Genomic DNA, 25,316 nt, shown 5'->3' with positions numbered 1-25,316 from the left:
AGGGAGAAAAACTGTAATTAAGGCTTAATTAGCTCTTTAAATACAACTTTACCGTCTTTAATTGCTTCAATAACAGCCGGTTTGTCAACTGGGTTTCCAGTTTTAGGATCAATTGTTAAATAACCTGTAACAGCTTCAAGGTTTTTAGTATGTCTTAAAGCATCGTTAATACACTGTTTGAATTGAAGATTTGTTTTGTTTGCTTTAGTATCGCATTGTTTAATTGCGTTATAAATTAATAAATATCCGTCAGCTCCAGTTGCCGCGAACGCACTTGGAAGTCTTCCGTATTTAGCTTTGAAATCTTTAATAAACTGTTTTGATAACGGAGTAGGCGCTTTTGCAGGGTCAAAATGGTCAGTATACATTACGCCGTTTGCAGCTTTTCCTGCAAGTTTTTTAAGTAGTCCAGGATCCGCAATACCGTCACCACCCATTACAGGCGCTTTAACTCCAGCCGCTCTTAACTGTCTTAAGAACAGTCCTTCTTCAGGTGCATAAATCGGAGTATAGATAAACTGAGGATGAAGTTTTTTAATCTGTGCAACCTGTGCGTTGAAGTCTTTATCACCAGTATTGATAAACAGTTTTTTAAGAATTTTTCCTCCGCCTTGTTTATATGCTTTTTCAAAAGCTCTGGCAAGACCTACAGAATAATCCTGTTTCATATCGAATACAACTACTGCATTTTTAAGATTGTGTTTAAGTGCGTATTTAGCAGCCACAGTACCTTGGAAATCATCTGTAAAACATGCCCTTGTTAGATATTTGCTACCTTTTGTAACTCTTGGGTTTGTAGCAATCTGTGTAACTGTAGGAGTTTTAGTAGCTCCTGCGAATCTTTTTACAGCTAATGCCATTGAACTTGCAAGAGGCCCTTCAATTGCAACTACGTTTTCACCGCTAGCTAATCTTTTATAACCGTTAACAGTCTGTACTTTGTCAAACTGATTGTCAACTACAACCAATACGATTTTATCACCGTTTGGAAGTTTGTTGTATTTTTCATGTACAAGTTTAATACCGTCAAGTGTTTTTTGACCAAATGACGCAATAGGTCCTGTTAATGGTTGTAAAACACCAACTTTAATATCTTTCGCCATTAAAGTACTTGCAACTAATGCGCTAAGCCCCAATGCTAATAATTTCTTTTTCATTCACGCTCCTTTTATGTTAAAATTACCCAAGTATTATACCAAAAATGAAATTACTATAAAGAATAAAGGAATTTGATGATAGATTTGAAGCTGCTTGAGAAAAATTTTGACGAAACAGCTAAACGCCTGCAGTTAAAAGGTGTAGATGAAAAAAGCCTTGAAGAGATTAAAAACCTTTTTAAAGAAAAAAAAGAGATAAAAACAGCTCTTGATAAACTTCTTGAAAAAAGAAACTCTCTTTCAAAACAGATCGGTGCCCTTATGAAAGACGGAAAAAAAGAAGAAGCTGAAAACATTAAAAAAGAAGTTTCCGACTTAAAACAGCATATTTCCGAACTGGAAGAAAAACTAAAATCCATAGATGATAAATTAATGCAAAAAGCCCTCGTCATTCCGAATATTCCGGATGAAGACGTACCGGTAGGAAAAGACGAAGACGAAAATGTTGAAATTGAAAGAATCGGAGAGCCGAGAAAGTTCGACTTTGAACCGAAACCTCACGATGAACTCGGAGAAAAGCTGGACTGGCTTGATTTTGTCAGAGGAGTAAAACTCGCAAAAAGCCGTTTTACGGTTATGAAAAAAGACGCCGCAAGACTTGAGAGGGCATTAATAAGCTTCTTTTTAGACCACAACAGAGAATGGGGGTTTGAAGAGGTATATGTTCCTTTTATGGTTAATAAAGAAACAATGACAGGCACAGGACAGCTTCCGAAATTTGAAGAGGACCTGTTTAAAATTGACAATGAGGATTTATATCTCATTCCTACAGCTGAGGTGCCTTTAACCAATCTTTTTAGAGACGAAATAATTCCTGATTTAAACGAGCCTATCAAACTGACGGCTTATACGCCGTGTTTCAGAAAAGAAGCCGGAAGTTATGGAAAAGACACCAAAGGAATCATAAGACAGCATCAGTTTGACAAAGTGGAGCTCGTAGCCATCACCCGCCCTGAAGAGAGCGATAAAATGTTTGAAGAAATGGTAAAATGTGCCGGAAGCGCTTTAGAAAAACTGGGTCTTCCGTATAGGAAACTGATGCTCTGTACCGGAGATCTGGGATTCAGCGCGGCAAAAACAATAGATCTGGAAGTATGGATTCCTTCCCAAAACAGATACAGGGAAATAAGTTCCGTTTCAAATACAAGAGATTTTCAGGCCAGAAGGGCAAAAATCAGATATAAAGACGGCAAGAAAAACAGACTCGTTCATACATTAAACGGAAGTTCGCTGGCCGTCGGAAGAACACTCGTGGCAATTATGGAAAATTACCAGACAAAAGACGGAAATATCGAAATACCCAAAGTTTTAAAAAAATACTTATAAGGTAAAATGTGGCTGAAGAGAACAAAACCAATTCTCAAGACGAAAACGTCATCGTAATTGAAGAAGGGGAAAAAGAAGAAAAAAAGAAAAACAAATTAATATACATAATTATTATTCTTCTTTTGGTTACCATTATATTGGTTTTGGTTCTGGCCGCCGTTATAATCATTAAGAAAAAACGTGAAGCCGAAACACCGGCTCAGCCGCAGGAAATTGCACAGATAACCAAAAAACTTGAAAAACGGCACATTATACAAAAAGACGAAATAAAACAGCTTATCAAAAAAGCGACAATTCTTTATGAAAAGGGCAATAAAATAAAAGCCCTTCAGCTTCTTAACAAACTTTCCAGTTATTCAGAAGCACTTTCCTATTACAATTTAGGAGTTATAAAACTGGAAGAAAAAAACTATAAAAAAGCTCTTGAATACTTCCAAAAAGCCATTAAGAACAAAGACAACAGAACTTTAAGCGCCATTAACGCCACATATGCCGCCTTGATGATGGGCAATAAAAAACTTTTTAACTACTACAGGAATCTGGCATATACGTTCCTTCCTGAAATTGCCAAATTAAAAAGCTACCCTTACTATTATGCGGTTGTTATGTATTATATGGGATATGAGTTTGAAGCCATTCCGGCTTTAAAAACAAAAAACTTATATAAAGAAAAATCTGAAAAACTTTTAAGCGCTATATATGAATACTACCAGGATTTCACCAAAGCACAGGCAATTGAAAACAATCCTTTCTACAAAGGAATATCCCTTGCAAGGATAGGCGAATACTCCCTGGCCAAAAACTATCTTTCAATGTCCGATTTAAACGAGTCCCAGTTTGCTTTGGGACTGGTGGATTTAAAACTTTCCTATTTTAAAGAAGCATCAAGAATATTTAAAAAATTCCAGGACAATAACATATATCCGATTTTAGTGTATTTAAAACCTTCTTTATTTGAAACAAAAACAGCTCAAAAAGAGTTTCAAAAATCATTTTTAAAACAAAAAGAAGATTTTTACGACCTGTTTTTCTACTATGCTCCTTACAAAGTATTTAATATGAATCAGACTATCTCCTATCTGAAAAAAGGTATTGCCGGAATACCTATAGGCTCAATTGAAGAATCACAGTCATATTTAAGCAAAAGTGCCACTTATTCAGCATTAAACATAAAAATTTCCCATGCGCTTAAACTGGCTCTTAACGGCCATATTTATCTGGCTAACAAAGAATTTCAAAAACTTATCAAACACAGAGAAACATCATATATCCTCCATTACGACCTGGCGCTGACATATGCACAGCTTGGAGACTATAAAAACGCTTATATCCATTTCCTTAGAGCATATCATTTGAATCCTAACGATTTAAAAAGTGGTATTTACGCGCTTATGGCTCTCGGCAAACTTAAAAAAACAAACGACTACCTCATAGCTTCTATCAAAGAAGATTTAAATTCAAATACTCCTTTAGAAGAAGCCATGCTTGCCATTACTCAAAACAATACGGTAAAAATGGCGGCGTTTTTAGACAAAAACGACAAAAACAATCCAACCTGGATAATAGCAAGACTGACTTCAAAAGCTCTATTGGACAGAGACTTTACATATGAAGCGTTAAAACTCAAAAGCATGTATCCTAATGAGATCATCGCCAATCTTTTATATTTTTACGCAACCAATAAAAATCTGCCTGTATATAAACAGGCCCTGAATTATCAGTCTCTGTTTTTTTCACAGCATTTTGATATGAACGATTTTTATTACGGAGCCAAAATAGTCAGAGACTGGTATTTTACCTTTGCAAAAATTTCAGGTCTTCTAAACAAAGTCCGATTAAATTTAATAAAAAAAGCAAAAAAAGAAAACTTCGATCTTATACCTATATTAAAAAGGGTGGCTTTTGCAGATCTGTATACCAAACATTTTGAAGAAGCTTATGTAATTTACAACGACTTAATCAACAACAAAAACGTAATGGACCCTCATACTCTTTATCATGCCGCAGTAGCCGCAATAGGCGCCAATCATCATGCCAACGCAGTGGCTTTAATGGAACTGGCAAAACTTAAAAACCCTACCTATTACGAAGCAAGATACGGACTTGGACTTTTATGGCAGGAAGCAAATAATTTAAGAGCGGCATCCATACAGTATTCGAGAATTCCGGACGGATTTGAAAGTAGATATTTCGACTTCAATATCAAGCCTCCTTCCAATCAACAATTTTAATTCTTAAAACCCCTCAAAAGCGATTTTAACACTAATTTAATCCTTTTTGTTGTATAATCTCAATAAAAAAAGAGGAGGTTTTATGAAATTCAGCTCTAATGACTTTGGCGGCAACCCAAAAAATGTAGATTTGCAAACAGAAAAAACAGTAAATAATTATACTCATACACACGAGATTACGGATATAAACGCATTTGTTAAAAGAACTTACCAGCTACTTGCAGGTTCATTAATAGCGGGAGCGGTAGGCGCATATGTTGGAATGGGCTTCGTCGGTAATATGGTAAATTATGCCACGGGTTCTTTAACATTTACTTACTGGGGTGCTGTAATATTAGAATTTATTCTTCTGTTCGGTCTGTTTGTGGCTAAAAATAAAACTCCTCTTAACCTTGTGCTTTTATTTGCCTTTACTTTTATGACAGGATTTACCCTAGCACCTACACTAGCTATGTACATTGCCGCTAATATGGGATACGTGATCGGTGAAGCGTTCGGACTGACTGCAGTCGCTTTTGCTTCTTTGACAATCTTTGCAATGAATACAAAAAGAGACTTTTCAACAATGGGTAAGGTTCTGTTTATTACATTAATTATAGTAATCGTAGCAAGTATTGCCAATATTTTCCTTCATCTGCCTATGCTGCAGCTTGCAATAGCAAGTGTAAGCGCAATACTTTTCAGCTTTTTTATACTATACGACACTCAAAACATAATAAGAGGAAACGTATCAAGCGAAATAGAAGCCGCAGTTGCGCTATATCTAGATTTTCTAAACCTATTTATTTCTTTACTTCAAATCTTAGGATTCTTAAACAGTGACGACTAATCCTCCTCTTTTCCGCACTATAGACGCCAATATAAACAGATACAAAGAAGGTATAAGGGTAGTTGAAGATATTTTAAGATACGAATTCGACTCTCCTTTAGCCAAAGAATTAAAAAAACTAAGACATATTAATATCCCGGATTATGAAAAATATGTCGATTACAGAGATTCAATAAACGACATACTTAAACCGTCCACAAAAAGCGAACAGCAAAGAAGCTCAATAAAAGAAATAGTTATAGCAAATTTAAAAAGATCTCAAGAAAGTGCAAGGGTTTTGGAAGAAAGTTTTAAACTTTTTGATATAATAACATCTGAAAAATTCAAAACCGCCAGATATAGCCTTTATAATCTGGAAAAAGAAATACTCAAACTTCTGGGGACATAGCTCAGCTGGTAGAGCACCACGCTGGCAGCGTGGTGGTCACGGGTTCGAGTCCCGTTGTCTCCACCATTTACCTGATTACAATCACCTCAAACTCCAAATAATTAACCGGAAACTGTTTTAAAAAGTTTTTTATTTTTACGGGATTTGCCTTTACATTGCCTCCGACACCCGAATATTTTATATACTCCAAAAGTTCTTTAGGATTAGTGAAAGTCATTTCGTAATTTAAAATTTCCACTTCTTTAGGATTCAGTATGCCTGCGCTTTTGAGTATGTCTTCTTTTGAAAAAATCGGAGATTTTATATTAAGAAAACGATGAAGCGTTTTAAAAGTATTTGAAGTAAAAACAGCAAGCAGAAAATCCCTATTTAATTTTCTGATTTCTCCAAATACAAAATTTAAATCTTTAGACCACTGAAGTGCGGAAAATGAAACAATCTGATCAAATTTGTATTTCTTTATAAGTTCAAAACACTCTTTTGTATTAAAATCGGCTTTTAATGAATTGCATGGATTTCTTTTTAACATCTCTTCCGAAGAATCGATTCCAAGATAAAATTCAAAATTTTTATATTTGCACAGTCCTTCACTGCCGCATCCAAGATCAACTATCCTGTCTTTTACTAAAGAAAGATATTTTTTTATTATTCTTTTCTGTATTACGTTGTATTCTCCGTATGTATGAGCAAACCTGTCAAAGCTTTTCAATGTTCCGTTTTCCATTTTTTATTTTCCATTTTAAATTGTGATATAATTCTACCCAAAAAAGGTATAAAATGACCGGTATATTATTCACAATCCAGATTATAATTGTTGTAGCTATAGTTATTTTAGTGTTACTTCAAAAATCTGAATCTATGGGGCTTGGCGCATATTCAAGCTCTAACAACACTGTCTTCGGGGCAAAAGGGCCTATGAACTTTTTAACAAAAGCCACTATGGTGCTTGGACTTCTGTTTGTTTTAAACACTCTTACTTTAGTTTATTTATATAACAAACAGGCAAATACTTCTGCTCTTGACGAAGTAAAAATCAAAACTACAAAGCAGGCTCCTAAAACTACTCCTGCGGTTCCGAGCGTACCTCAGGCTCCGACTAAATAATGAAATATCTGTTTTTATTTTTTCTGCCGCTTTGGCTTTTTGCCGAAGCGCATCTGTTCGTTCTGCACAGAATAGACGATAACCGCCATCCTTATACTAATACATCGTCGCAGGAATTAGTTAAATATTTTAAATACATACACTCCCACGGATACAAAGCGGTCAAACTTTCAACACTTATAAAAATGAAAGAAAAACACGAAAATATAGATAAAATCGTTGTTTTCACCATTGACGACTCTTATAAAAGTTTTTATAAAAACGGACTTCCGCTGTTTATTAAATACCATATTCCTTTTACACTTTTTGTTTACGGCAAAGCAACCACCGAACACTGGGGCGACTTTATGAGCTGGAAAGAAGTTAAAGAATGTGCGAAATACGGGGAACTCGGGGTTCACAGCTGGGCACACCCGCATTTGGCGATGCTGAACAATAAACAGATAATTGCAGACACCAATAAAGCGATAAACGCATTTAAAAAATACATCGGATACGTTCCCGACATGTACGCTTACCCGTATGGAGAATACAACGAAAGGGTTAAAAAAGTTATTAATTCTTTTTTCCCTGTTATAGCCAATCAAAACGCAGGTGCGTTCGGTTTAACTTCACCTGTAAACGATATCGACAGAATTGCCCTTACCGGAAAAGTAAATATAGCGGATAAACTGAAACTGAAAATACTTCACATTAAAAATCTAAAAATAGAAAGAAACAAAAACACAATTACTAAAATAAGCGGCTATACAGACAAACCCTACGTAAACATATACATTACCAAACTCGGGTGGAAAGGCGTAAAAGTCAAAAAAGGATATTTTGAATATAAACCTAATTTCACACTAAAAAAATACAGAAACAGGGTTATCATAAGATATAATTATAAAATAGTTTCAAAATTAATCTTAAAGGAGGAATAATGGAAGAAGTATTCGAGTTTGCCAAAGAGCATATGGAAAAGAGTATAGAAGTGCTTAAAAAAGATTTAAACACTCTTAGAACAGGAAAAGTTTCAATTCACGTTCTTGACGGTGTAAAAGTGGAATATTACGGAGCGCCGACTCCGCTTAATCAGGTGGCTAACGTAAACGCCGTAGACGCTACTACCATCGTAGTCAGTCCATGGGACAAATCAATTATCAACGATATCGAAAGAGCTATCCAGGAAGCAAACGTCGGTGCAAATCCGAATAATGACGGTGATGTAATTAAGCTTTATTTCCCTCCAATGACTGAAGAAGAGAGAAAAAAACAGGCTAAAAAAGCTAAAGAATTTGCAGAAAAAGCAAAAATAGCAATCAGAAATATCAGACGAGAAGCAAATGACGATATTAAAAAAATGTTTAAAGATAAAGAAATAACAGAAGACGATCAAAAAAGAGGACTTGACAAAGTTCAGGAAATTACGGATTCATATGTTGAAAAAGTTGACGAAATAGTTAACAAAAAAATCGATGACGTTATGAAAGTTTAATAAAGAGCTAAAATGAACGTAAGAGAAATATATGAAAACCAGGGAGCCCTTTTAAAAGGCCATTTTTTACTCAGCAGCGGTAAACACAGCGAATATTATCTTCAAAGCGCAAGAGTGCTTGAACATCCGGAAATTGCCCAAAAACTTGCGGATGAACTTGCAAAACAGATAAAAGAAGCTGGAATAGAAGTAGACACCGTATGTTCTCCGGCAATCGGAGGACTTCTTGCCGGATACGAGCTTGCACGGGCTCTTGGAGTCAGATTTATCTTTACCGAAAGAGTTAAGGGGTTAATGACTTTAAGAAGAGGATTTGAAGTAAGCAAAGGCGAAAAAATTTTAATCTGTGAAGACATCATTACAACCGGCGGAAGCGCAATGGAAGCCGCAAGGGAAGTCGAAACAAGAGGCGCCGAAGTAGTTGCGTTCGCAGCTATAGCAAACAGAGGCGTATGTAAAAGAGTTAACGGCAAAAGTGAAAGAAAACCGGAGTGCAAACTTCCTGCCGATAAACCGTTTTTTGCGTTAGACGATTTCGATTTTGAAGTTTACGATCCTCAAAACTGTCCTATGTGCAAAGCCGGAAGCACACCTGTTAAACCCGGCAGCAGAGGGAATTAATGTCCTGCCCTCTGTGTAATCCGTCAAATGAAAACATTATTTTTCAAAATGATTTTTTAAGAGTTGTTTTAGTTGACGAAATTCCCGGATATATAAGAATAATCACACAAAAACATATTAAAGAATTCAGCGATTTAAATGACGAAGAAACCGCGAAAATTATGCTTTTGCTTAAACAAATTGAAAAAGTAATGATTAAAACTTTAAATCCTGACAAAATTAATATTGCAATGCTCGGCAACATGGTTCCTCACCTGCATATTCACATTATTCCGAGATTTATAAACGATCCATGGTGGCCCGGAGCAACTTTCTGTACTAAAATCAGGGATTTTAATTATCCTGTAACTGAAGAGCAGATTAAAAATTTAACAACAGCGGTAAAAGAGCTAAATGGTAAATAAAACATTTATAGCTCTTAGCCTGTTTTATTTTCTTTTTTTTTCGCTTATCGGGGATTATGTTATTTTTATGCCCAAATTTTTTAAACAGATAGGTTTCAGCGCGGCTGAAATAGGTATAATATTTTCAATGCTTCCGATAGCCAGATTTATTACTCCTTTTATTTATCTTAAAAAACCTTTAACAAAACTTGATTATATTTCAGCGCTGATTGTTTCTACATTTGCGTCATTTTTGCTTTTAACTCAAAATTTTTATCTGATATTGGCCGCATTTTTTCTAATTGGAGTCAGTTTCAGTGTTGTATTCCCGTATATTGAAGCGATTGCTATAGAAAAGCTTAAAGAAAAATATGGAAAAACAAGGGTATACGGCAGTATAGGTTTTATGCTTTTTGGAATAGTGTTCTCTTATATAAACGGCAATCTTGTCTGGCTTTTCATTATTCTTATGATTTTGACTAATATTACGGCTTTATACTTTTTAAGAGATACGGAAATAAAAAAATCTTCCTCTTCTATTAATTTTCTCAAAGAATGGAAATTTTGGCTGGCTGTTATATTTTTACAGATAAGTTTCGGAGGATTTTACAATTTCTTCACTATTTACAATCTAAACCACGGTATACCTAAAGAATACATCGGATGGCTATGGGCTATAGGCGTAACGGCCGAAATAGCCATTTTTATATTCCAGCACAGGTTTATTAAAAATTTCAAACCGTCGTTTCTTCTTAAGATTTCTATTTTGCTTACTTCATTCAGATGGTTTACACTTTATCTGTTTCCCGGAAATCTGATAATGGTAGCTCTTTCTCAGCTTATACATGCGTTTTCGTTTGCTATTTTTCATACTTCCGCACTTTTATATATTTCAAAACATTATACAAACAAAACCCTCGCCCAGCAGTTTTATGCAGGTATTGCTTACGGTATGTCCGCTTTTCTTGGAAGTATTCTTTCAGGTGTTTTATATGGAGAAAATCTGTTTTTATATGAAAGCATAATAGTGTTTTTTGGATTTTTGATTATGTTATAATACATTAATACAAAATTAAAGGAGCATTTTGCTACCGAAAAAAGTTCACGACAGAAAAACTAAACTATCTTTTGAAAATACCGTAATATCCGGGCCTAAAGCAGTCGGAAAGACGTTTTTAGTATTCAATTTTTTAGAAAATTTCAACGGAAAATACAAATATGTAGATTTTAAAGATTACAGGGAAAAAAACCTGGATTTTGACGGATACGATTTAATTATATATGATAATTTTGATTTTTCGGCTGAAATTCCTCCGGTGACGACTTTCATAATCTCCGATAAACCTTTAAAGATTGAAAACTTTAAACAGATAAATTTAAAAGCTCTGGATTTTGAAGAGTTTTTTTCATTTGACAATTCACAAAGCATAACACACAGCTTTGACAAGTTTTTAAAAACGGGCAATTTCCCCAGAAGCCTGTTTTTAGACGATTATTTCAAAGAGGAATATTTAAAAGAACAGTTTGAGCTGATGCCTTTTAATAAAGAAATACTGAAATTTTATTTTGCCCATATAGGTGAAAAATTTACGCTTTATCAAATATACCAGATTTTAAAAAAACGTATCAAAATAAGCAAAGACAGTTTTTACAAAACGACAAACGAACTCATAGAAAAAAAAGTTATATACGAAGTAAATAAATTTAATTCGCCTAAATCGCCTAAAAAATTTTATTCATACAATTTTGCATTTAAAAATATTCTCACAACCAGAAAAAATATTCTTTTAACTTTTGAAAATATCGTATTTTTAGAATTAAATGAAGAAGAGATATATTATAAAGACACTCTCAGTTTTTATCTTCCTCAAAAAGAACTGGGAATTATGGTTATGCCGTTTGCAAATGAAGAGGTATTGGAAGAAAAACTGAAAAAAGTAAAAGACGTAAAAAAAATTCAGGTTATAACTATTTCAAACGAATTTGAAATAAAAAACAAAAATTTTGAAGTGGAGGTAATACCGTTTTGGCAATGGAGATTTGCGGAATAGACGAAGCGGGAAGAGGGCCTATTGCGGGACCCCTTGTCGTAGCGGGATGCATTTTTAAAATTGAGAATGGAGAATTGAAAATTGAGAATTATTTAGAAATGTTAAACGACTCGAAAAAACTCAGCGCAAAAAAAAGAGAGGAGCTTTTTGAGATTATTAAAGAAACGTGTGAATATCATATAGTTTTTATCGATAACGTAACGATTGATAAAAAAGGGCTTTCTTTTGCAATTAAATCGGCTTTATCCGAAATAAAAGAAATACTGAAAGCCTCGAAATACCTGTTTGACGGAAATTCCAATTTCGGAGTAAGCGGTATTGAAACAATAATCAAAGGCGATTCCAAAATCAAACAGATAAGCGCTGCGAGCATATTGGCCAAAGTCAGCCGGGATAAATATATGCTTGAAATTGCCGATAAATATCCTATGTACAATTTTAAAAAACATAAAGGTTATATTACGCAGGAACATATCGAAGAAATTAAAAAGAACGGTTTTAGCGATATTCACAGAAAAAGCTACAGATTAAAAGCACTTGAGCCTACACTTTTTTAAGGAGATTTATTGAAAAGACTTATTTCACTGGCACTGACCTTAAATTTATATGGAGCGTTTCCCGACTGGTACTATAAAGTCAAAGGAACTACGCAGCAAAAACAGGCTTTTGTCGAAATTATGCTGCCTCTTATTCAGGCAGAAAACAAAAAATTAGAACATTTAAGAAAGCACATAATAGATATTTTCAACGATCCTTTTTATCTTATAAATCCTAAAAAAGTGGCATTTTTGGCGAAAATCGCAAAAATATACAAAATTAAAAACATAACCGATAAAAAAGAATTCTTAAAAAAAATCAACACCGTTCCTGCTTCTTTGGCTCTGGCACAGGCAGCAATAGAAAGCGGCTGGGGCAAAAGCCGTTTTGTAAGAGAGGCCAATAATATTTTCGGACACTGGGAGTATTCGGACAAAGGTCTTGCACCGAAAAGCAAATATGATGACATACAAATAAATTATTCTTTAAAAATTTTTCCCTCGCTTGAAGCTTCAATAGCTGCATATATGAAAAACTTAAACCGAAATCCGGCATATAAATCATTCAGAGATTTAAGAGAAAAATACAGTGAAGAAAACAAAACCTTTACAGGACTTGCCGCTGCAAATACTATGATTAACTATTCTCAAAAAAAAGAAGAATATGTAAAACTTCTCAAACAGATGATAAAAAACAATAAATGGAGCAAATACGATAAATAATCACTTATATGTCACTATTTTAATATACAATTAATCTTAAAAAAAGGAGAAAAAATGAGCGGATTCGTTACACTGGCCATAGCATGGGGGATTAAAATTCTCGGTGCCGTTGCCATATACATTATCGGTAAATGGATAGCACAAGTATTGACAAAACTGTTTAGAAAAATGCTTGAGCGTTCTAATACCGACATTACACTGGTTAAATTTTTAGGAGATTTGGTTTATTTCGGTTTAATCGTACTAGTAATAATTGCAGCCCTCGGAACTTTAGGGGTTAATACTACTTCATTTGCGGCAATTATAGGTGCTGCCGGTTTGGCTGTAGGTTTGGCTCTTCAGGGGAATATTGCCAATTTCGGTGCGGGAGTTGTGATTTTATTCTTAAGACCTTTTAAAGTAGGAGATTTTGTAGAAGCGGGTGGAGCAGTCGGAGTCGTTGACCAAATAGGTATTTTCAATACGACTTTTAAAACGGGTGATAACAGAATAATAATCGTTCCTAATTCAAATATTATTGGAGGAAATATTACAAACTATTCAAGAGAAGCTATAAGAAGAATAGATCTTGTTATAGGTGTAGGTTACGAAGACGATCTTAAACTTGTAAAAAGCACTCTGGAAGAAATTTTAAACGACCACCCAAAAGTTCTAAAAGATCCGGCTCCAGCTGTAGCACTTGCGGAACTTGCTGACAGCAGTGTAAACTTTAACGTAAGACCTTGGGTCAAAAGCGAAGATTACTGGGGTGTAAGAAGCGAACTTCTTGAAAAAATCAAAACAACATTTGACGAAAAAGGAATTAATATCCCTTATCCTCAAATGGACGTTCATGTAGACAACAAAGCGGCTTAATTTCCGCTTTGTTTTACAAATTCCTCAATATTTTTATAAATTCCATCCATCAGTTTATTTCTTGCTTCAATACTCGTCCAGGCAACATGAGGCGTTAACAGCAGTTTATCCTTAACCTCTAAAAGCGGGCTGTCTGCATTTAAAGGCTCTTTTTCAAAAACGTCAAGTCCTGCCAATATATTTTTTTGTTTCAATATTTCAGCCAAATCTTTTTCGTTAATAATACCTCCTCTTCCGAGATTAACAATAACGCAACCGGGTTTTATTAAAGACAGCTTTTCATAGTTTAAAAGATTTTTAGTATTATCGTTTAAAGGAGCGTGAATAGAAATTATATCACTGGAAGATAAAAGCTCTGTTAAATCAACCCTCTTATATCTGCTGTTTCTGTTTTTTCCGCTTGTTGAATAATATACAACATCCGCACCGAAACTTTCGGCAATTTCAGCCACTCCTCTTCCTATTTCTCCAAGTCCTATGATTCCCCATCTTTTTCCTGAGATTTCAAACCAGTTCTGTATATGTGTGAAAATTTCACTGTTCGGATATTCTTCCTTAGTATACTTATCAAAATAGCATATTTTATTTAAAAGCCCCAAAACCAGTGCAAACGTATGCTGTATTACTGCTTTGGTGGAATACCCGGCAACGTTTTTTACAATAATTCCTTTTTTGGATGCATATTCCAAATCAACATTATTCATACCGGTTGCCGCTATCTGAATAAATTTTATATTAGAATTATCCATAATATATCTGTCAATTACTACTTTATTGCTCACCACTATATCGGCGTCTTTTACTCTTTCGAGTGTTTCATCCGGATTAGTTGTCTGATAAATTTCAATTTCTCCCAAATTTTTAAATCTTTCAAAATCCACATCTCCCAATGTTAATGCATCTAAAAAAACTATTTTCATTAATATCCTTTAATTTTTGAATAATTATATCAAACATCTATTTGTGTCTGTCACTGTTTAAAACATCAAATCAGCCCTTTTTCCCGACTTTTTTATAAATTATATTTTTATATCCGTTAAAAAACATTGTGTTATAATTACTCAAAAAAGGGTCTGAATGAGAATTTTCTTGCTGCTGCTAATCGCCATTTTACTTAACGCAAAAACAATGATAGCCAGCTATTATGCAAAATACGGCATATTCGGAACGATTGCGGAAGCTAATGCCATTTATGAAGTAAATTCGACTGATTACAAAATTTATACACAAAGCAAAGCGCTGGGTCTTGCTGCAGCTTTGTCTAAACACATAGTTCAGACATATTCAAGTATAGGAAAGGTTATTAACGGAAGGCTGGTTCCTACAGCATATATTTCAACAAGAAAAAAGGGGGACGATTTTTATAAGAGAGTATATCTTTTTGACCACACCGATAAAAAAATAATAAGATTAAAATATAAAAACGGAAAACTGGAATCAAATGAAACCATGCCTTATTATACGCCCGATGACGTACTCAGTCTTTATTTTAATCTTCCGTATTATTTCAAAAAAGAAGGTAAAAAAAACTTATATACTTTTTATGCATTAGGAGGAAGAAAAAGTGACGGAAGGGTTGATGTGACTTTTCCGAAAGGCAAAGAACTGGAAAAAGTAAAAGATACTTTTGACGACGTTAAAGGGGTATATATCAAAGCCAACCTTTACAACAAAGTATTTGCCGGAGACAAAGGGATCCTATATCTGGTAATAGATCCTAAAAACTGGGTAACAATTAAAGGAATGGTTAAAAACGTTCTTAAAATAGGGGATTTAAAAGGAGGGATTAAAAATTTTAAACTAATCCCTTAGTTTCAAGGTATTTTGTATCGTAGTTATTATTTATGAAATCTTCATTTTCAAGCATTTTAAGATGGAACGGTATAGATGTTTTTATTCCGCTTACCTGAAACTCTTTTAAAGCCTCTTTCATAACCGTAATGGCTTCGTTTCTGTCTCTTCCCCACGTAATTACCTTGGCAATCAAACTGTCGTAATATTGAGGAATAACGTATCCAGCATATACATGAGTATCAACCCTGACGTCTTTACCGCCCGGAACGTAAAGCTTTTGTATTTTTCCTGGACTCGGAATAAATTTTTCAGGATCTTCTGCAAGAATTCTGCATTCTATGGCATGGCCTTTAACCTGAACTTCCTCCTGAGAAGGTATTTTCTCACCCTCTTCAACTCTCAGCATCCATTCAACCAGGTCAAGTCCCGTTACCATTTCGCTTACAGGATGTTCTACCTGCAATCTTGTGTTCATTTCCATAAAATAAAAGTTAAGGTTTTTATCAACTAAAAATTCTATCGTCCCTGCACTGTAATACCCTATTGCTTTTGCCGCTTTTACAGCCGTTTCGTGAAGTTTTTTTCTTGTTTGCTCATCAAGAATATTCGCAGGGGACTCTTCTATTAGTTTTTGATGTCTTCTTTGAAGAGAACAGTCTCTCTCACCCAGATGAATTACGTTTCCGTGTTTGTCCCCTAAAATCTGAACCTCAACATGGCGAGGTTTTTCAATATATTTTTCCATATAAATAGTCGGATCTCCGAATGCGCTTTCTGCTTCGCTGCTTGCTGCAAGAAATGCGTTTTCGATATAGCTTTCGTCTTCAACTACTCTCATACCTCTTCCGCCGCCTCCGCTGGCTGCTTTAAGAATTACCGGATATCCGATTTCTTTTGCCACTTTTTTAGCTTCTTCAACAGAACTGATAGCGCCTTCGCTTCCCGGAATTACAGGAACACCGGCTTTTTTCATAACTTCTTTTGCTTTGGATTTGTCGGCCATTGTTTCCATTACTTCCAAAGAAGGTCCGATAAATGCAATATTATGAGCCTTACACACCTCAACAAACGTCTGGTTCTCACTTAAAAACCCGTATCCTGGGAAAATAGCGTCGCATTCAGTCATTTCTGCAGCTGTTATTATTGCCGGAATATTAAGATAACTCTCATTGCTTCTTTCCGGTCCTACACATACGGCACCGTCGGCAAATTTCAAATAAATAGCTTCTTTATCGGCTTTTGAATAAACACAAACAGCTTCTTTGTCAAGTTTATGAATCGCCCTAATAGCCCTAAGAGCGATTTCTCCCCTGTTTGCAATTAAAATTCTTTTCATTTATACCCTTTTTACCCTGAAAAGAGGTGTGTCGAATTCAACAGGCTGTCCGTCTTCAACTAAAATTTCGAGTATTTCACAGTCAAACTCCGCTTCAAGCTCGTTCATAATCTTCATAGCCTCTATAATACATAAAGTCTGGCCTTTTTTTACTTTATCTCCCACTTTTACGTAAGGAGGAGAATCAGGACTAGGAGCCTGATAAAATGTACCAACCATAGGAGAAGTTATAAGTTCTCCTTCTATTTCAGCTTTTTCTTCCGCAGTACTTTCTGCCAAAACCTGAGTTTCCTGAGAAGCTGCACTGCTCTGCTGCACAGGAGCCGCCTGTACAACCGGAGCCTGAACCGCTGTAGCAGATTTATCCAGATAAATTCTGAACTCTTCATTTTCATACTCTAAAATATTTGCCGTTGATTTATCAAATGCTTCAAGAAGCTTTTTAATTTCTCTTAAATCCATTCATACTCCTTATTTCTTAAGTTTGTCTAGACATTCGTTTACAGCAAAATCAATCAGTTGTTTTGCTTTTTGTTTATCCTGAAGGGCAGTAATAAACTCTTCTAACGAATATTTATTTTCTATAGCGTTTAACGTACATATGCAGTAATCTTCCATATTGCTATGCGTACCTATACATCCTTTTAAATAATTATATTCTGCAATCATAGGATATCTCGCTGCAAAAAGCGCCCCTGCTAAACCTAATAAAACTAGTAGCTTTTTCATCTATTCTCCTTTAATATTTTAAAATAATAACATAAATTTGATACAATTTTAAATACACGAAATATTTATAAATCGGTGATATAACAACAATTTAATGCAAAAAAAGGACGGTAATGGGTGTTAAATCCGATAAGTGGATTAGAAAAATGGCAAAAAATTTTTCAATGATTTCCCCGTTTGAAGAAAAACAGGTAAGAAAAGGGATTATAAGCTACGGAGTCAGCTCTTACGGATACGATATAAGAGTCAGCGACGAATTTATGGTTTTTACAAATATAAATTCAACGGTTGTGGATCCCAAAAATTTTGATGAAAGAAACGTTGTAAATATTAAAGGAGACTGTATTATTCCTCCAAACTCTTTTGCTTTATGCAGAAGCGTTGAATATTTTAAAATGCCGCGCGACGTACTGGCAATATGCGTAGGGAAAAGCACTTACGCCAGATGCGGAATTATCGTAAACGTTACACCCATAGAACCGGAATGGGAAGGTCATATCACTATAGAAATCAGCAACACCACTCCCCTTCCCGCTAAAATATATGCAAACGAAGGTATAGCCCAGCTGATCTTTTTAGGTGCGGATGACGGTATATGCGAAACAAGCTATGCGGATAAAAGCGGAAAATATCACGGCCAGCAGGGAATAACGCTGCCAAAGGTGGATAAATAATGAAACTGTGTATTGCTTTGGACAATCCGACAAAAGAAGAAAATCTCAAACTCGCAAAAGAACTTAAAGAATACGCAAACGATTTATGGCTAAAAATAGGATTTAGAAGTTACATAAGAGACGGAAATGAATTTATAAAAGAATTAAAGTTATTGGGTTATAATCTGTTTTTGGATCTGAAACTTTATGATATTCCGAACACTATGGCCGATGCCGCGGAAGAAATAGCCAAACTCGGCGTTGATATGTTTAATGTTCACGCAAGTGCCGGAAGCACTGCTTTAAAAACCGTTATGAAAAGACTTGAAAAGTATGAAAAGAGACCTCTTGTATTAGCCGTAACGGCTCTTACAAGCTTCAGCAACGAAGAGTTTGAGAAAATTTACGGTGATAGTATTGAAAACAAAGCAAAAGCGTTCGCTAAGATCTCTTTCGAAGCGGGGCTTGACGGAGTGGTATGCTCCGCATTTGAAAGCGGTATGATAAAAAACATAACAAACGAACATTTTATAACCCTGACTCCTGGAATCAGACCTTTCGGGGAAGATGCGGGAGACCAGGCGAGAGTTGCGGACATAACTCTGGCAAAAAAAGAAAAAGTTGATTTTATAGTAGTCGGAAGACCTATATACAAAGACGCAAACCCAAAAGAAAAAGTAGAAAAAATATTAAATAAAATCAAGGAGATTTAATGAAAAAAATCATTTTAAGTTTAGGAATTATCGCAAGTCTGTTTGCAAGCGACAAACTGCTGTCACAAAAAAAATTAAACGAAGTGTTAAAATCAAGTCTTATATATCCGAAACTTTCTAAAGACATTAAAAAAGGCATCGTAAAAGTAAGAGGAGTGGAAAAAGACGGGTTTTATATAATCAATATCAAAACTCCTAGAGGAGTCGGAAATATATACATAACAAAAGATAAAAAATACACTATTATCGGAAATATATTAAACAACAAAAACGGACAGCCCCTCACAGGCAACTTTCCTGTAAATAAAAAAATAGTTGAAAAAGGCGTGTTATTTACATTCGGAAACGGGAAAAAAGAGATATATCTTGTAACAGACCCTCAATGTCCTTTCTGCAGAATGATGGAAAAAGAGAAAAAAGGTTTCCTTAATAAAAACTATAAAGTTCACGTAATACTGTTCCCTCTTCCTTTCCACAAATATGCAAAAGCTATGAGCTATTATATTCTAGCAGCTAAAACTGATCAGGAAAAAGCAAAAAGACTCCAGGAAATACTCGGCGGAAGCAACGAATGGAAAAACTTCCATCCAACAAAAGCGCAAAAAGCAAAATTTGATAAAATGTTAGAAAATTCTAAAAAAGCGGTTGAAGAATTAGGAGCAAGGGGAACCCCTACCGTTTACGACAAAAACTTCAACAAAATAAACTGGACTACACTGGGAGCAAAAAAATGAGTTTTATCGATGCAACTTTATGCGCCAGTTTAAAAATCATAAGAGCGCTACACGAAGAAGAAAACCTTTTTGAAGAAAAAGGTATCGGCTTCGGCGGCGACAGAAGTTTAAACATCGACCTTATCGCCGAAAAAATTTTTATAAAAGCTCTTAGCGACTACGGAAATATTTTAAGCGAGGAAACAGGATTTATAGACAACGGCAAAGAAAAAAAGATTATTATCGACCCTATTGACGGAAGCTACAATGTTTCAAACCATATCCCTTATTTCGGATGCAGCGTTTATCTTGAAAACGAAGCGGCAATCGTAGTAAACCTGAGCAACGGTGATTATTTTGTTAAAGACAAAAACGGAAAAAGATTCGACAATTTATTCAGAAAACCTTTTGCGTCAAATTACAGACATGATGTAATTATTTTTGAAAAAGCGTATAAAAATCCTGACATAGTGCAAAAATTAAGCACTCGCGGCCTTAAATTCAGAGCGCCGGGAGCTTTAAGCCTGTCACTTTGTTACGGCGAGTCTTCAAAAGCGGTTATTTACAAAGGCGAAATAAGAGAATTCGATATTGCGGCGGCTAAATTTTACAACAGCGAATATCACTGGCATTTTGAAGACGATTTAATTTTAATGAGTCCAAAAAAAGAGGATCTGGAAGAAGTTTTAAGTATAATAAAGGAATAAAAATGGGATTTAGCAACTTTTTAAAAAAATTTAAAAAACCTCAGCCGACAAAACAGGAGCAAAGCACATGGATTAAATGTCCGGCGTGCGGAGCCATCAGTTTTTATAAAGAGGTTCAAAAGGAATTCAACACATGCCCTAAGTGTGAGTACCATTTCAGAATGAGCGCTGAAGACAGAATTAAACTGCTCGCCGATGAAAGCACCTTTACGGAATATGACAAAAATTTAGAACCGAACGATCCTCTAAATTTCGTAGACAAAAAAAGCTATAAAAAAAGAGTAGAAGAAAATTTTAAAAAAACGGGAAGAAAATCTTCCGTAATCAGCGGAGAATGCAAAATCAACGGAATTCCGACACAGTTATTGGTATTCGATTTTGCTTTTATGGGAGGAAGTCTCGGAAGCGTTGAAGGCGAAAAAATAGTAAGAGCCGTTAACAGGGCCATTGAAAAAAATCAGGGCGTAGTAATAGTTTCAACTTCAGGCGGAGCCAGAATGCAAGAAAGTACATTCAGTCTTATGCAGATGGCAAAAACTTCAGCAGCGCTTGCAAGTCTTGCTGAACACAACCTGCCTTATATTTCAGTTCTTACCGATCCTACTTTCGGAGGAGTAAGTGCGTCTTTTGCGTTTTTAGGTGATTTCATCATAGCAGAGCCCGGTGCCATTATCGGTTTTGCAGGCCCTAGGGTTATTAAACAGACAATAGGCGAAGATCTTCCAAAAGGTTTCCAAAGGGCTGAGTTTTTACTGGAACACGGTCTTATAGATATGGTAATCAAAAGAAATGAATTAAAAGACACTATAGCCAACTTATTAAAATATACACTAAAACAGGCAAGCTGACCCCACTTTTTTTTCCTCTTCACAATTTATCTGCTTCACAACTTTACAACTCATCCACTTCACAACTTCACAACTTACCTACTTCACAACTTACTAACTTTTTAATATAATTCGCCCAAAAAGGCGGCACGTGGCTATATATGCTCTTTTAGACTGGGACACACTGCAAAAATACAATATTTCAATCAAAGACTTCTGTAAAACGGCAAAAGGGCTTAAGGCCAAAATACTTCAATACAGGGACAAAAACTCTTCTTTAGAAGAAAAAAAAGAGCGTCTTTTGGAAATCAAAAAACACTGGAAAAAACCTCTTATTATCAACGATACTGTAGAACTGCTGCCTTACTGCGACGGAATACATATCGGCCAGGAAGACCTGCAAAATTTATGTGATACTTACAATTTATCTGCTTTTGAAATAATATATGCAATTAAAAATGGAGAATGGAGAATGGAGAATGGAGAATTTAAAATAATTAACAATAATTCTCAATTTGCAAACCAAAACTCTCAATTCTCAATTCTCAATTCTAAATTTATTGTGGGTCTCTCAACCCACAACAAAGAAGAAATCCTCGAAGCGAACAGACTACCCTTAAGCTATATAGGTCTCGGGGCATACCGTCCTACGTCAACAAAAAAAACAGACAATATATTAAAAGAAAAAATTATGGATTTAATAAAAATTTCACATTTTCCTGTTGCGGTTATCGGTGGAGTTAAAATTTATGATAAAATTCCGTCAAAATTTAAAGTTATAGGAAGTGATATATGCAGATTAACGTTTTCTCAATTGAGAAAAAAGAAGACTTTCAAAATGAAATAAAAGACTTTATAAAAAAATCCAAACAGTTCGCACAGGTTAACAATCACACCCTATATTCTAAAAATCTATCAAAATCAAACAACCCCAAAGAAGAGTACTCCAAAATATTTGCAAAATATGTTAACGACGGTTTTAACGTCATACTTACTCCTGAAGGAAAACTGATGGACAGTTATGAATTTGCAGATATTTTCGAGCACTCTAAAATTAATTTTTTTATAGCCGGTGCTTGGGGATTTGATGAGAGTTTTAAAAAAAACGGACTGAATATATCTCTCAGTCCGCTTACAATGAGCCATAAAGTTGCAAAATTAGTATTGTTTGAACAGATATATAGAGCTCTAAGCATTAAAAACAATCATCCGTATCACAAATAAAACAAGGAGAAGGAATGAATATGAAAAAGTACCATCTGTACAAGGAAATGCTGCTAATGAGAAAAGCTGAACTTGAAAAAATATTATATTCTTTAACAAACGACATTAAAGACATTAATAAATGCGAAATTAACGACGAAGCCGATTATGCAGCTGCAAGTATGGACAGCGGAAGAGATTATCAGATATATATTAATCAGAAAAAAGAACTGGAAGAGATTAATGAAGCTTTGAAAAAAATTGATGAGGGAACTTACGGGATCTGTGAAATGTGCGAAGATCCGATTCAGGAAGCAAGACTTAAAATAAAACCTTACGCAAAATATTGTATAATATGTAGAGAAATCATCGAAAAAGAAGGAAAATAACAAAAAATGAAAAAATATACCCTTTTTAGCATTATATTAATAGCCCTTATTACACTTTTTGTGTATATTGAAGAAAACAGCGCCACGACGTTCAGTATGCTGGGACTCAATATCACCCTTCCGAATGCCGTATGGACTGCTATATTTTTAGGTATATTTTTTATTTTTTCTATAATATTTTTCGGCGTACTGAATATAAAAGAATACTTTTACAAAAAAAATATAAAAAAAGACATTGAAACTTTAATTGCAAATATTAAAAACAGAATTCTTTATAAAGACCCTGTAAATAAAGAAGTAAAAATTTTAAAACACTGCAATAATTTCGTTAACAATATCGAAGGTTTGAACATTATTCCGAAAAAATGTGAAAAATTCGAATTTTTAGAAGATATAGAAAAGCTTAAAAACGGAGAAGTCATAGAAATAAGCAAATACAGACTTAACGAAAACAACCCTTGGTTCATTTTAAATATTAAAAACAGACTTTCGAAAGATGAAAATTTTGCAAAAGAAGTCTTAAAAAAATATAAAAACGAAGAGCTTAAAAAACTTGCTTTTAAAATTTACGCAAAATACGCAAGCATTAATGAAATATTAAAATATGATTACGAAATTGACTTAGAAATTATTAAAGCTCATCTTGACGATCCGGATGTAAAATTCCTGCTTCAAAAAGCAAAACTTATCCCGAAAGAAGAAATTGAAATTGCAAAAGCCATTCATCAGACGATGACACCGGATAAAGAATTTGAAATTCTTGAACCGTTAAAATGGGCAAGCGCTTATCTTGCTCTTAAATACGAACATATAGAAAAGGCAAAAGAAATTATCGAAGAAAACGATCTTAAGTTTTTTGAATTCTTTCTAAAACTACGTGAAGCCGGAATAAGGGCGGATATTGACGAATATATCGATTCTGAAATCTGAGCCTCCCTATTTTTTTTTAGCCCCTCTTGCGGGTTATACAGACCTTCCCTTCAGAAGCGTTGTTAAAAAATTCGGATGCGATATGACGTTTAGTGAAATGACAAACGTTAACGCTATCGCATACGATAATGAAAAAACAAAAAAAATGATGGAAAAATCTCCTTTTGAAAATCCTTATTTTGTACAGATTGCCGCAAACAACGTTGAAAATGCCGTTAAAGCTGTTGAAACTATAAATGGACTTGACTGGATATACGGAATAGACATCAACCTAGGATGCCCTGTAAATAAAGCCAGACGAAGCGGATTCGGCGGAGTGTTGCTCAAAGACGAAAACAGGGATTTTCTAAAAGAAGTGGTAAACGCCATAGTAAAAACATCCAAAAAACCGGTAAGCGCAAAAATGAGAATAGGTTTTGACAAAAGTGTTGTGGAAGACAGGGCTAAACTGCTTGAGGATTTGGGTATTGTGTTTTTGACGATACACGGAAGAACGGTCAAACAGATGTATAAAGGCACCGCCGATTATGATGAAATAAAAAAAGGCGTAAACGCCGTAAATATCCCTGTAATTGCAAACGGCGACATTACCGATTATGAAAAGGCAAAATATGTACTTGAATATACAGGCGCCAGCGGTGTATCAATCGGAAGAGGCGCGGTAGGGAAACCCTGGATATTTCTTGAAATGAAACAGCAGGGCAACATAACCTCTGAGCAGAAAAAAGAAGTTATAATAGAGCATTTTAATCAAATGGTATACTGGTATGGTGAATACGGAGTAATTTTATTTAGAAAACACGCTCATGCATACTCTAAAGGCATTCCAAAAGCCAGTGAATTCAGAAGTAAAATGAATGAGCTAAAAGATCCCCAAACCGCGAGAAAACTTATTGAGGAATATTTTAATGTTTAACGGACTGATAAGAGAAACGGCAAAAATAAGAAGTTTTAGTAATAATAAATTAAGACTTTTAGCAAAATACAAACCTCAAATCGGCGACAGTATTGCAATAAACGGAGTATGTCTTACAGCCACTAAGGTATATCCGGACGGATTTGAAGTAGAACTTTCCCCTGAAACACAAAAAATAATCCCTCTAGAAAATTATCAGGCAGGGAAAGAAGTACATATCGAACCGGCTCTTAGATTCGGAGACAGAATAGACGGACATCTGATCCAGGGACATGTAGACGCAATAGGGGAAATACTTGAAGTCAAAAAAAACGCCAACTCATACGATGTAATAATAAAAACTGATCCCAAAATTATAAAATACATAGCTCCTAAAGGCTCAATAGCAATAGACGGAGTAAGCCTGACCGTCAATGATGTATTTAGTGACAGGTTCAGACTCACCATTATCCCACATACATTCGAAAACACACTATTTAAAACATATAAGCTGCACCAGAAAGTAAATATAGAAACGGATATGTTTGCCAGATACATATATCATATGCTGAAAAACTCACCTGATGACATAAACGAAAAAATCCTTGCCTGGTGGTAGGAATAATAATTATTAAAGTTAGTTGAAGTTATTATTGAGGTTTTTAAAATTGTTTAAATTTTATTGCTATTGAAAAATCCCAATTACCCATATACCAATTACTAATACACTAATTAACCAACCTTAA

Annotated in this window: 32 protein-coding genes and 1 tRNA gene; 27 read left to right on the top strand and 6 right to left on the bottom strand. The window is 34.8% G+C overall.

Annotated elements, in window-relative coordinates:
* Nucleotides 1-17: 17 nt before the first annotated feature.
* Nucleotides 18-1,157 (bottom strand): ABC transporter substrate-binding protein, encoded by a 1,140-nt coding sequence (locus tag C3L23_RS00400; protein ID WP_127679204.1) that lies wholly within the window; start codon nt 1,155-1,157, stop codon nt 18-20.
* Nucleotides 1,158-1,232: 75 nt separating this feature from the next.
* Between C3L23_RS00400 and serS the strand changes: the two genes are divergently transcribed.
* The 5 genes from serS to C3L23_RS00375 all read left to right on the top strand — a co-directional run bounded on the left by serS (nt 1,233) and on the right by C3L23_RS00375 (nt 5,997).
* Nucleotides 1,233-2,483, top strand: a complete 1,251-nt coding sequence (serS, locus tag C3L23_RS00395; RefSeq protein WP_127679203.1) for a serine--tRNA ligase — start codon at nt 1,233-1,235, stop codon at nt 2,481-2,483.
* 8 nt (nt 2,484-2,491) lie between these two features.
* Nucleotides 2,492-4,714, top strand: coding sequence for a tetratricopeptide repeat protein (locus C3L23_RS00390; protein ID WP_127679202.1), 2,223 nt, complete (start codon nt 2,492-2,494; stop codon nt 4,712-4,714).
* Nucleotides 4,715-4,796: 82 nt separating this feature from the next.
* Nucleotides 4,797-5,543: a Bax inhibitor-1/YccA family protein gene (locus C3L23_RS00385; RefSeq protein WP_210402419.1), complete on the top strand. Its 747-nt coding sequence runs from the start codon at nt 4,797-4,799 to the stop codon at nt 5,541-5,543.
* Nucleotides 5,533-5,931, top strand: coding sequence for a thiamine-phosphate pyrophosphorylase (locus C3L23_RS00380; RefSeq protein WP_127679201.1), 399 nt, complete (start codon nt 5,533-5,535; stop codon nt 5,929-5,931). Before C3L23_RS00385 ends, C3L23_RS00380 begins: the two co-directional genes overlap by 11 nt.
* A tRNA-Ala gene (locus C3L23_RS00375) sits at nt 5,922-5,997 on the top strand. Before C3L23_RS00380 ends, C3L23_RS00375 begins: the two co-directional genes overlap by 10 nt.
* A gap of 1 nt (nt 5,998) precedes the next feature.
* Here the strand turns inward: C3L23_RS00375 and C3L23_RS00370 are convergent.
* Entirely contained in the window at nt 5,999-6,655 is a 657-nt protein-coding gene (locus C3L23_RS00370; RefSeq protein WP_127679200.1) for a methyltransferase domain-containing protein, read from the bottom strand.
* 53 nt (nt 6,656-6,708) lie between these two features.
* Between C3L23_RS00370 and secG the strand changes: the two genes are divergently transcribed.
* From secG to C3L23_RS00320, 10 genes are read left to right on the top strand one after another with little or no spacing between them, the layout of a single operon-like run.
* The gene (gene secG, locus C3L23_RS00365) at nt 6,709-7,035 is read left to right on the top strand and encodes a preprotein translocase subunit SecG (protein WP_127679199.1); all 327 of its coding nucleotides are present in this window, start codon (nt 6,709-6,711) and stop codon (nt 7,033-7,035) included.
* Nucleotides 7,035-7,958, top strand: coding sequence for a polysaccharide deacetylase family protein (locus tag C3L23_RS00360; protein WP_127679198.1), 924 nt, complete (start codon nt 7,035-7,037; stop codon nt 7,956-7,958). The genes secG and C3L23_RS00360 overlap by 1 nt, the downstream gene beginning before the upstream one ends.
* A complete protein-coding gene (frr, locus tag C3L23_RS00355; RefSeq protein ID WP_371264366.1) occupies nt 7,955-8,512 on the top strand; it encodes a ribosome recycling factor in 558 nt (185 codons plus the stop codon). The genes C3L23_RS00360 and frr overlap by 4 nt, the downstream gene beginning before the upstream one ends.
* A 12-nt stretch (nt 8,513-8,524) precedes the next feature.
* Complete coding sequence (gene pyrE / locus C3L23_RS00350; protein ID WP_127679196.1) at nt 8,525-9,133, top strand: orotate phosphoribosyltransferase; 609 nt, start codon at nt 8,525-8,527, stop codon at nt 9,131-9,133.
* The gene (locus tag C3L23_RS00345; RefSeq protein WP_127679195.1) at nt 9,133-9,537 is read left to right on the top strand and encodes an HIT family protein; all 405 of its coding nucleotides are present in this window, start codon (nt 9,133-9,135) and stop codon (nt 9,535-9,537) included. The genes pyrE and C3L23_RS00345 overlap by 1 nt, the downstream gene beginning before the upstream one ends.
* Nucleotides 9,527-10,573: an MFS transporter gene (locus tag C3L23_RS00340; RefSeq protein ID WP_127679194.1), complete on the top strand. Its 1,047-nt coding sequence runs from the start codon at nt 9,527-9,529 to the stop codon at nt 10,571-10,573. The genes C3L23_RS00345 and C3L23_RS00340 overlap by 11 nt, the downstream gene beginning before the upstream one ends.
* 28 nt (nt 10,574-10,601) lie before the next feature.
* Nucleotides 10,602-11,567, top strand: a complete 966-nt coding sequence (locus C3L23_RS00335) for an ATP-binding protein (protein ID WP_127679193.1) — start codon at nt 10,602-10,604, stop codon at nt 11,565-11,567.
* The gene (locus tag C3L23_RS00330; RefSeq protein ID WP_127682091.1) at nt 11,549-12,124 is read left to right on the top strand and encodes a ribonuclease HII; all 576 of its coding nucleotides are present in this window, start codon (nt 11,549-11,551) and stop codon (nt 12,122-12,124) included. The genes C3L23_RS00335 and C3L23_RS00330 overlap by 19 nt, the downstream gene beginning before the upstream one ends.
* 9 nt (nt 12,125-12,133) lie before the next feature.
* The gene (locus C3L23_RS00325) at nt 12,134-12,826 is read left to right on the top strand and encodes a glucosaminidase domain-containing protein (protein ID WP_127679192.1); all 693 of its coding nucleotides are present in this window, start codon (nt 12,134-12,136) and stop codon (nt 12,824-12,826) included.
* A 54-nt stretch (nt 12,827-12,880) separates the two neighbouring features.
* Complete coding sequence (locus C3L23_RS00320) at nt 12,881-13,681, top strand: mechanosensitive ion channel family protein (RefSeq protein WP_127679191.1); 801 nt, start codon at nt 12,881-12,883, stop codon at nt 13,679-13,681.
* Here the strand turns inward: C3L23_RS00320 and C3L23_RS00315 are convergent.
* On the bottom strand, nt 13,678-14,601 hold the full coding sequence (locus C3L23_RS00315) for a D-2-hydroxyacid dehydrogenase (RefSeq protein ID WP_127679190.1): 924 nt from the start codon (nt 14,599-14,601) through the stop codon (nt 13,678-13,680). The genes C3L23_RS00320 and C3L23_RS00315 overlap by 4 nt on opposite strands.
* A gap of 157 nt (nt 14,602-14,758) precedes the next feature.
* On the opposite strand from C3L23_RS00315, the gene C3L23_RS00310 reads away from it, so the two are divergent.
* Nucleotides 14,759-15,493 carry a hypothetical protein gene (locus C3L23_RS00310; RefSeq protein ID WP_127679189.1) on the top strand — a complete coding sequence of 245 codons (735 nt, stop codon included), beginning with the start codon at nt 14,759-14,761 and terminating at the stop codon, nt 15,491-15,493.
* Here the strand turns inward: C3L23_RS00310 and C3L23_RS00305 are convergent.
* From C3L23_RS00305 to C3L23_RS00295, 3 genes are read right to left on the bottom strand one after another with little or no spacing between them, the layout of a single operon-like run.
* The gene (locus C3L23_RS00305) at nt 15,477-16,811 is read right to left on the bottom strand and encodes an acetyl-CoA carboxylase biotin carboxylase subunit (protein ID WP_127679188.1); all 1,335 of its coding nucleotides are present in this window, start codon (nt 16,809-16,811) and stop codon (nt 15,477-15,479) included. The two genes, C3L23_RS00310 and C3L23_RS00305, sit on opposite strands and share 17 nt — an antisense overlap.
* The gene (gene accB / locus C3L23_RS00300) at nt 16,812-17,273 is read right to left on the bottom strand and encodes an acetyl-CoA carboxylase biotin carboxyl carrier protein (protein ID WP_127679187.1); all 462 of its coding nucleotides are present in this window, start codon (nt 17,271-17,273) and stop codon (nt 16,812-16,814) included.
* A gap of 9 nt (nt 17,274-17,282) precedes the next feature.
* Nucleotides 17,283-17,540 carry a hypothetical protein gene (locus C3L23_RS00295; RefSeq protein WP_127679186.1) on the bottom strand — a complete coding sequence of 86 codons (258 nt, stop codon included), beginning with the start codon at nt 17,538-17,540 and terminating at the stop codon, nt 17,283-17,285.
* A 113-nt stretch (nt 17,541-17,653) separates the two neighbouring features.
* Here C3L23_RS00295 and dcd point away from each other — a divergent pair, with 113 nt between their 5' ends.
* From dcd to ribE, 11 genes are all read left to right on the top strand, one after another.
* The gene (dcd, locus tag C3L23_RS00290) at nt 17,654-18,214 is read left to right on the top strand and encodes a dCTP deaminase (protein WP_127679185.1); all 561 of its coding nucleotides are present in this window, start codon (nt 17,654-17,656) and stop codon (nt 18,212-18,214) included.
* Nucleotides 18,214-18,906 (top strand): orotidine-5'-phosphate decarboxylase, encoded by a 693-nt coding sequence (gene pyrF, locus C3L23_RS00285; protein ID WP_127679184.1) that lies wholly within the window; start codon nt 18,214-18,216, stop codon nt 18,904-18,906. Before dcd ends, pyrF begins: the two co-directional genes overlap by 1 nt.
* Nucleotides 18,906-19,640, top strand: coding sequence for a thioredoxin fold domain-containing protein (locus C3L23_RS00280; RefSeq protein WP_127679183.1), 735 nt, complete (start codon nt 18,906-18,908; stop codon nt 19,638-19,640). Before pyrF ends, C3L23_RS00280 begins: the two co-directional genes overlap by 1 nt.
* Nucleotides 19,637-20,326 carry a suhb gene (locus C3L23_RS00275; RefSeq protein ID WP_127679182.1) on the top strand — a complete coding sequence of 230 codons (690 nt, stop codon included), beginning with the start codon at nt 19,637-19,639 and terminating at the stop codon, nt 20,324-20,326. Before C3L23_RS00280 ends, C3L23_RS00275 begins: the two co-directional genes overlap by 4 nt.
* A 2-nt stretch (nt 20,327-20,328) precedes the next feature.
* On the top strand, nt 20,329-21,174 hold the full coding sequence (gene accD / locus C3L23_RS00270; RefSeq protein WP_127679181.1) for an acetyl-CoA carboxylase, carboxyltransferase subunit beta: 846 nt from the start codon (nt 20,329-20,331) through the stop codon (nt 21,172-21,174).
* Nucleotides 21,175-21,304: 130 nt separating this feature from the next.
* Complete coding sequence (locus tag C3L23_RS00265; RefSeq protein WP_127679180.1) at nt 21,305-22,000, top strand: thiamine phosphate synthase; 696 nt, start codon at nt 21,305-21,307, stop codon at nt 21,998-22,000.
* A complete protein-coding gene (locus C3L23_RS00260) occupies nt 21,946-22,377 on the top strand; it encodes a 23S rRNA (pseudouridine(1915)-N(3))-methyltransferase RlmH (protein WP_127679179.1) in 432 nt (143 codons plus the stop codon). Before C3L23_RS00265 ends, C3L23_RS00260 begins: the two co-directional genes overlap by 55 nt.
* A gap of 14 nt (nt 22,378-22,391) precedes the next feature.
* Nucleotides 22,392-22,745 (top strand): RNA polymerase-binding protein DksA, encoded by a 354-nt coding sequence (gene dksA, locus C3L23_RS00255; protein WP_127679178.1) that lies wholly within the window; start codon nt 22,392-22,394, stop codon nt 22,743-22,745.
* A gap of 6 nt (nt 22,746-22,751) precedes the next feature.
* Complete coding sequence (locus C3L23_RS00250; RefSeq protein ID WP_127679177.1) at nt 22,752-23,675, top strand: hypothetical protein; 924 nt, start codon at nt 22,752-22,754, stop codon at nt 23,673-23,675.
* The gene (locus C3L23_RS00245) at nt 23,647-24,591 is read left to right on the top strand and encodes a tRNA-dihydrouridine synthase (protein ID WP_127679176.1); all 945 of its coding nucleotides are present in this window, start codon (nt 23,647-23,649) and stop codon (nt 24,589-24,591) included. The genes C3L23_RS00250 and C3L23_RS00245 overlap by 29 nt, the downstream gene beginning before the upstream one ends.
* The gene (gene ribE, locus C3L23_RS00240) at nt 24,584-25,189 is read left to right on the top strand and encodes a riboflavin synthase (protein ID WP_127679175.1); all 606 of its coding nucleotides are present in this window, start codon (nt 24,584-24,586) and stop codon (nt 25,187-25,189) included. Before C3L23_RS00245 ends, ribE begins: the two co-directional genes overlap by 8 nt.
* Nucleotides 25,190-25,316: the final 127 nt, after the last annotated feature.

The sequence above is a fragment of the Nautilia sp. PV-1 genome, from assembly GCF_004006315.1.
Lineage (GTDB): Bacteria > Campylobacterota > Campylobacteria > Campylobacterales > Nautiliaceae > Nautilia > Nautilia profundicola_A.
Note: the sequence above shows the minus strand (reverse complement) of the source record. Positions and strands in the feature narration are given on the sequence as shown.

Coding starts and splice junctions, on each gene's coding strand:
- C3L23_RS00295 (WP_127679186.1), bottom strand. CDS start 17,540: ATGAAAAAGCTACTAGTTTTATTAGGTTTAGCAGGGGCGCTTTTTGCA.
- C3L23_RS00340 (WP_127679194.1), top strand. CDS start 9,527: ATGGTAAATAAAACATTTATAGCTCTTAGCCTGTTTTATTTTCTTTTT.
- C3L23_RS00310 (WP_127679189.1), top strand. CDS start 14,759: ATGAGAATTTTCTTGCTGCTGCTAATCGCCATTTTACTTAACGCAAAA.
- C3L23_RS00330 (WP_127682091.1), top strand. CDS start 11,549: ATGGAGATTTGCGGAATAGACGAAGCGGGAAGAGGGCCTATTGCGGGA.
- C3L23_RS00275 (WP_127679182.1), top strand. CDS start 19,637: ATGAGTTTTATCGATGCAACTTTATGCGCCAGTTTAAAAATCATAAGA.
- C3L23_RS00400 (WP_127679204.1), bottom strand. CDS start 1,157: ATGAAAAAGAAATTATTAGCATTGGGGCTTAGCGCATTAGTTGCAAGT.
- dksA (WP_127679178.1), top strand. CDS start 22,392: ATGAATATGAAAAAGTACCATCTGTACAAGGAAATGCTGCTAATGAGA.
- dcd (WP_127679185.1), top strand. CDS start 17,654: ATGGGTGTTAAATCCGATAAGTGGATTAGAAAAATGGCAAAAAATTTT.
- pyrF (WP_127679184.1), top strand. CDS start 18,214: ATGAAACTGTGTATTGCTTTGGACAATCCGACAAAAGAAGAAAATCTC.
- C3L23_RS00315 (WP_127679190.1), bottom strand. CDS start 14,601: ATGAAAATAGTTTTTTTAGATGCATTAACATTGGGAGATGTGGATTTT.
- pyrE (WP_127679196.1), top strand. CDS start 8,525: ATGAACGTAAGAGAAATATATGAAAACCAGGGAGCCCTTTTAAAAGGC.
- C3L23_RS00385 (WP_210402419.1), top strand. CDS start 4,797: ATGAAATTCAGCTCTAATGACTTTGGCGGCAACCCAAAAAATGTAGAT.
- accD (WP_127679181.1), top strand. CDS start 20,329: ATGGGATTTAGCAACTTTTTAAAAAAATTTAAAAAACCTCAGCCGACA.
- secG (WP_127679199.1), top strand. CDS start 6,709: ATGACCGGTATATTATTCACAATCCAGATTATAATTGTTGTAGCTATA.
- serS (WP_127679203.1), top strand. CDS start 1,233: ATGATAGATTTGAAGCTGCTTGAGAAAAATTTTGACGAAACAGCTAAA.
- C3L23_RS00250 (WP_127679177.1), top strand. CDS start 22,752: ATGAAAAAATATACCCTTTTTAGCATTATATTAATAGCCCTTATTACA.
- C3L23_RS00345 (WP_127679195.1), top strand. CDS start 9,133: ATGTCCTGCCCTCTGTGTAATCCGTCAAATGAAAACATTATTTTTCAA.
- accB (WP_127679187.1), bottom strand. CDS start 17,273: ATGGATTTAAGAGAAATTAAAAAGCTTCTTGAAGCATTTGATAAATCA.
- ribE (WP_127679175.1), top strand. CDS start 24,584: ATGTTTAACGGACTGATAAGAGAAACGGCAAAAATAAGAAGTTTTAGT.
- C3L23_RS00370 (WP_127679200.1), bottom strand. CDS start 6,655: ATGGAAAACGGAACATTGAAAAGCTTTGACAGGTTTGCTCATACATAC.
- C3L23_RS00305 (WP_127679188.1), bottom strand. CDS start 16,811: ATGAAAAGAATTTTAATTGCAAACAGGGGAGAAATCGCTCTTAGGGCT.
- C3L23_RS00260 (WP_127679179.1), top strand. CDS start 21,946: ATGCAGATTAACGTTTTCTCAATTGAGAAAAAAGAAGACTTTCAAAAT.
- C3L23_RS00360 (WP_127679198.1), top strand. CDS start 7,035: ATGAAATATCTGTTTTTATTTTTTCTGCCGCTTTGGCTTTTTGCCGAA.
- C3L23_RS00320 (WP_127679191.1), top strand. CDS start 12,881: ATGAGCGGATTCGTTACACTGGCCATAGCATGGGGGATTAAAATTCTC.
- C3L23_RS00280 (WP_127679183.1), top strand. CDS start 18,906: ATGAAAAAAATCATTTTAAGTTTAGGAATTATCGCAAGTCTGTTTGCA.